The 4,350-nt window shown below is 71.8% G+C and carries 5 protein-coding genes; 2 read left to right on the top strand and 3 right to left on the bottom strand.

Annotated elements, in window-relative coordinates; translation table 11 throughout:
- Positions 1-49 precede the first annotated feature (49 nt).
- From ACFWPI_RS34745 to ACFWPI_RS34735, 3 genes are all read right to left on the bottom strand, one after another.
- Positions 50-2,272 (bottom strand): NADP-dependent isocitrate dehydrogenase, encoded by a 2,223-nt coding sequence (locus ACFWPI_RS34745; protein ID WP_063350304.1) that lies wholly within the window; start codon positions 2,270-2,272, stop codon positions 50-52.
- A gap of 165 nt (positions 2,273-2,437) precedes the next feature.
- Complete coding sequence (locus tag ACFWPI_RS34740) at positions 2,438-2,794, bottom strand: DUF4180 domain-containing protein (RefSeq protein ID WP_063350303.1); 357 nt, start codon at positions 2,792-2,794, stop codon at positions 2,438-2,440.
- Between the two features lie 113 nt (positions 2,795-2,907).
- Complete coding sequence (locus ACFWPI_RS34735; protein ID WP_380380978.1) at positions 2,908-3,342, bottom strand: helix-turn-helix domain-containing protein; 435 nt, start codon at positions 3,340-3,342, stop codon at positions 2,908-2,910.
- A 236-nt stretch (positions 3,343-3,578) separates the two neighbouring features.
- Between ACFWPI_RS34735 and ACFWPI_RS34730 the strand changes: the two genes are divergently transcribed.
- Positions 3,579-3,884, top strand: coding sequence for an SAV_915 family protein (locus ACFWPI_RS34730; RefSeq protein WP_063350301.1), 306 nt, complete (start codon positions 3,579-3,581; stop codon positions 3,882-3,884).
- Positions 3,881-4,207 (top strand): hypothetical protein, encoded by a 327-nt coding sequence (locus tag ACFWPI_RS34725; protein WP_063350300.1) that lies wholly within the window; start codon positions 3,881-3,883, stop codon positions 4,205-4,207. The genes ACFWPI_RS34730 and ACFWPI_RS34725 overlap by 4 nt, the downstream gene beginning before the upstream one ends.
- Positions 4,208-4,350: the final 143 nt, after the last annotated feature.

Here is a 4,350-nt window from a genome sequence, read left to right as displayed (position 1 = left end):
GGTCCGGTACCGGACCCGGGAGCCTCCCGGTGCTTCGACTCCCCTGGAATCAGGCGAGGTTGGCGAGCGCCTCGTTGAAGGTCTTGGACGGGCGCATCACCGCCGCGGCCTTGGCCGGGTCCGGCTGGTAGTAGCCGCCGAGGTCGACCGGCGAGCCCTGCACGGCGATCAGCTCGTCGACGATGGTCGTCTCCTGCTCGCCGAGCGCCTTGGCCAGGCCCTCGAACGCCTGGGCCAGCTCGGCGTCGGCGGTCTGCTGGGCCAGCTCCTGGGCCCAGTACAGGGCCAGGTAGAAGTGGCTGCCGCGGTTGTCGATGCCGCCGAGGCGGCGGCTCGGCGACTTGTCCTCGTTGAGGAAGGTGCCGGTGGCGCGGTCCAGGGTGTCGGCCAGCACCTGGGCGCGGGCGTTGTCGGTGCTGGTGGCCAGGTGCTCGAAGCTGGCGGCCAGGGCGAAGAACTCGCCGAGGCTGTCCCAGCGCAGGTAGTTCTCCTTGACCAGCTGCTGGACGTGCTTCGGGGCGGAGCCGCCGGCGCCGGTCTCGAACAGGCCGCCGCCCGCCATCAGCGGGACGACCGACAGCATCTTGGCGCTGGTGCCCAGCTCCAGGATCGGGAACAGGTCGGTCAGGTAGTCGCGCAGCACGTTGCCGGTCACCGAGATGGTGTCCTCGCCGCGGCGGATGCGCTCCAGCGAGAACGTGGTGGCCTCGACCGGGGACTTGATCTCGATCTGCAGGCCGGTGGTGTCGTGCTCCGGCAGGTACTTCTTGACCTTCTCGATCAGGACGGCGTCGTGGGCGCGGTTCTCGTCCAGCCAGAACACCGCCGGGTCGCCGGTGGCGCGGGCGCGGGTGACGGCCAGCTTGACCCAGTCCTGGATCGGCAGGTCCTTGGTCTGGCAGGCGCGGAAGATGTCGCCCGGCTGGACGGCCTGCTCCAGCACCACGTTGCCCTCGGCGTCGACGAGGCGGACGGTGCCGGCCGCAGCGATCTCGAAGGTCTTGTCGTGGCTGCCGTACTCCTCGGCCTTCTGGGCCATCAGACCGACGTTCGGGACGGAGCCGATGGTGGCCGGGTCCAGGGCGCCGTGGGCGCGGCAGTCGTCGATGACGGCCTGGTACACGCCGGAGTAGCTGCTGTCCGGCAGCACGGCGAGGGTGTCGGCCTCCTGGCCGTCCGGGCCCCACATGTGGCCGGAGGTGCGGATCATGGCCGGCATCGAGGCGTCGACGATGACGTCGCTCGGGACGTGCAGGTTGGTGATGCCCTTGTCCGAGTCGACCATCGCCAGGGCCGGGCCCTCGGCGAGCTCGGCCTCGAACGAGGCCTTGATCTCCGCGCCCAGGTGCGGCACGCCGTCCAGGCCGTTGAGGATGCCGCCGAGGCCGTTGTTCGGGTCCAGACCGGCGGCGACCAGCACCTCGCCGTACTTGGCGAAGGTCTTCGGGAAGAAGGCGCGGACCACGTGGCCGAAGATGATCGGGTCGGAGACCTTCATCATGGTGGCCTTGAGGTGGACCGAGAACAGCACGCCCTCGGCCTTGGCGCGCTCGACCTGGGCGGTCAGGAACTCGCGCAGGGCGGCGACGCGCATCACCGAGGCGTCGACGACCTCGCCGGCCAGCACCGGGACGCGCTCGCGCAGCACGGTGGCGCTGCCGTCCTCGGCGACCAGCTCGATGCGCAGCGCGCCGTCGGCGGCGATCACGGCGGACTTCTCGGTGGAGCGGAAGTCGTTCTCGCCCATGGTGGCGACGTTGGTCTCGGAGTCGGCCGACCAGGCGCCCATGCGGTGCGGGTGGGTCTTGGCGTAGTTCTTCACCGAGCCCGGGGCGCGGCGGTCCGAGTTGCCCTCGCGCAGGACGGGGTTGACGGCGCTGCCCTTGACCTTGTCGTAACGGGCGCGGACGTCCTTGTCCTCGTCGGTCTGCGGGTCGTCCGGGTAGTCCGGGAGCGCGTAGCCCTGCGCCTGCAGCTCGGCGACGGCGGCCTTCAGCTGCGGGATGGACGCCGAGATGTTCGGCAGCTTGATGATGTTGGCGCCCGGGGTCTTGGCGAGGTCGCCCAGCTCGGCGAGGGCGTCCTCGATCCGCTGGCCCTCGGCGAGACGCTCCGGGAAGCTCGCGATGATCCGCCCGGCCAGGGAGATGTCGCGGGTCTCCACGCGCACACCCGCCGTCGAGGCGTATGCCTGGACAACCGGCAGGAACGAGTAGGTCGCCAGGGCCGGAGCCTCGTCGGTGTGCGTATAGATGATGGTCGAGTCAGTCATCGGTACTCCGCTTCACGTCTCCAACGTCTTGACGTCAAGATATCTCGTCACGGCCCCCTAGCTCCACCTCCCCCCGCCCCGGAGCGTGCGCCGGGTGCCCCGGGGGCGCGCCGACGGTCAGCTCCACCGTGGTCCCGGGGCGGGTGCGGGGCAAGCGGAGAACGCTCAGACCTCGGCGAACCGGGCCGCCAGCTCCGTCTCGTCGGCGAGGAACCAGAGCTGTCGGCCGCGGTTGCTCTCCCGGACGAAGTCGCGCAGCGGGTCGCTCGCCGCGACGTGGTCGGCGATGTCTCCGAGGACCACCAGGCCGACGCGGTAGTTGACGAATTTCTGCACGATGCCGCCGGCGACCCGGGTGCGCAGCGTGAAGAAGTCCGGGTGCAGCCGGGCGACGGGGACGACCACCCAGGAGGCGCCGCGGCCGAACGCGTCGCCGATCACGTCCATGGCGTCCTGCTCCTCGCGGATCGGCGCGCCCTCGGCGGGCAGCCGCAGGACCGTCGTGCCGTACTGCTCGGACATTGCCGTTCTCCCTGGTCGATGTGGGTTCGCTGTGGATCCGATGCGGATCCCGATGCGGATCCGGTGTGACCGACGCCATCCGGCGCGGCCGGCGTCAGCGCCTGGACGAGGTCTCAGTGCATGGACGAGGTCATCGTGTGGACGATGCCGAGCAGCGCGGCGGTGTCGGCCGGATCGCCGAGGACGACGAGCCGCAGGGTCTCCCGCTCCTCGTCGTGGACGGTCTCGACGTGCAGCGGCCAGCCGCCCTCGCGCGGGCCGGCGATCGCGGCCAGCACGGCGTTGGACAGCCGGTCGGCGGCGGCCCGGTCGACGTTCTCGATCCGGACGACGGCGGACACCTCGGCGCGCCGCGGGCCGGCACCCGGCACGGGTGCGGGCGGGGCGGCCGGGGCGCCGGTGAAGGCCTCCAGGTCCGCACGGGCGATCCGGTACTGCTTGCCGATCCTGGTCGCGGCGAGCCGGCCGTCGCGGATGTAGCCGCGGACGGTGCGCACGTGCAGGCCGAGCAGTTCGGCCACCTGTTCCACCGAGTAGTACTGCGCCACCTGCGACCATCCTCTCGAACGTCCCCATCCGCAGGAAACATACCATCCGATAGGGATGTTTACGTAATGATAGGGAGTGGTTTAGTCCACTCGGGTGAACCGACCGTCAGGGGTGCGTCAACGCACCACCTCATTCGGTCAACGCCGCGTCAGGACCGGCGACGCCCGGCGGAACCCGGCCTAGCGTCGAAGCAGCAGTTCCGGCAGGCACCACCACCCCACCCGGGAGCACTCGCATGGCCCGCGTCGTCTGGCACGTTCCGGTCACCGTCTCCAGTACCGGCACCACCACCGCCCTCCGCCTCTTCCGCCTGCGCGACGGCCGCCGCTGCGCCGTCGGCTTCTCCAGCCCCGAGTCGCTCGCCGCCCTCTTCGGGCCGGACCAGGCCTTCACCGAATTCGGTGAACCCGCCCTGCGCGCACTCACCGCCCCCCTCGGCATCGACACCCTCGTCCTCGACCCGCGCCTGGTCGCCCCGCCCGTCACCGCACCCGCCACCCCGCTCGCCCCCGCCCCGACCGCACAGCTCCAGCACCGGTGACCGCCCTCCAACTGGTCCCCGAGGACCCTGACCCCGAACCGGAACCACCCGAGCCGGCCCGGGCGCTGCACGCGCTCGCCCGGGTCAGCTACGGACCGGTCCCGCTCGACTTCGACCGGCTGGCGGCCGAGCACCCGGCCGTCCAGGGCGGACTCTCCCTCGCCGGCGACGCCGACCTGGAGCTCCGCCTCGCCTGCACCGGCCCCGAGGAACTGCGGGCGGTCGCCGCCGCCCTCCAGCGCGCCGGGGCCGCCAGGATCCGGATCGACCTGGTGCTGCGCGCCCTCACCCCCAGACCGGTCACCCTCCGCCCGGTTCCCTAGGCCCTGGCGACCTCCTCCCCGCGCCCCGGTCGGGGGGGGGGCGGGGGCCCCCCCCCGGCCCCCCCCCCCCCCGGGCGGGGGCGAGCGCGCCCCCCCCCCCCCCCCCCACCCCCCCCACAGGGGGAGAAAAAAAAAAAAAAAAA

Source organism: Kitasatospora sp. NPDC058492 (assembly GCF_042720685.1).
Lineage (GTDB): Bacteria > Actinomycetota > Actinomycetes > Streptomycetales > Streptomycetaceae > Kitasatospora.
This window is presented reverse-complemented; position numbering and strand designations above follow the sequence as displayed.

Excerpts from the sequence above, each read along its gene's own strand:
- ACFWPI_RS34740 (WP_063350303.1), bottom strand. The coding sequence starts at position 2,794 with ATGTCCGAGCAGTACGGCACGACGGTCCTGCGGCTGCCCGCCGAGGGC.
- ACFWPI_RS34745 (WP_063350304.1), bottom strand. The coding sequence starts at position 2,272 with ATGACTGACTCGACCATCATCTATACGCACACCGACGAGGCTCCGGCC.
- ACFWPI_RS34730 (WP_063350301.1), top strand. The coding sequence starts at position 3,579 with ATGGCCCGCGTCGTCTGGCACGTTCCGGTCACCGTCTCCAGTACCGGC.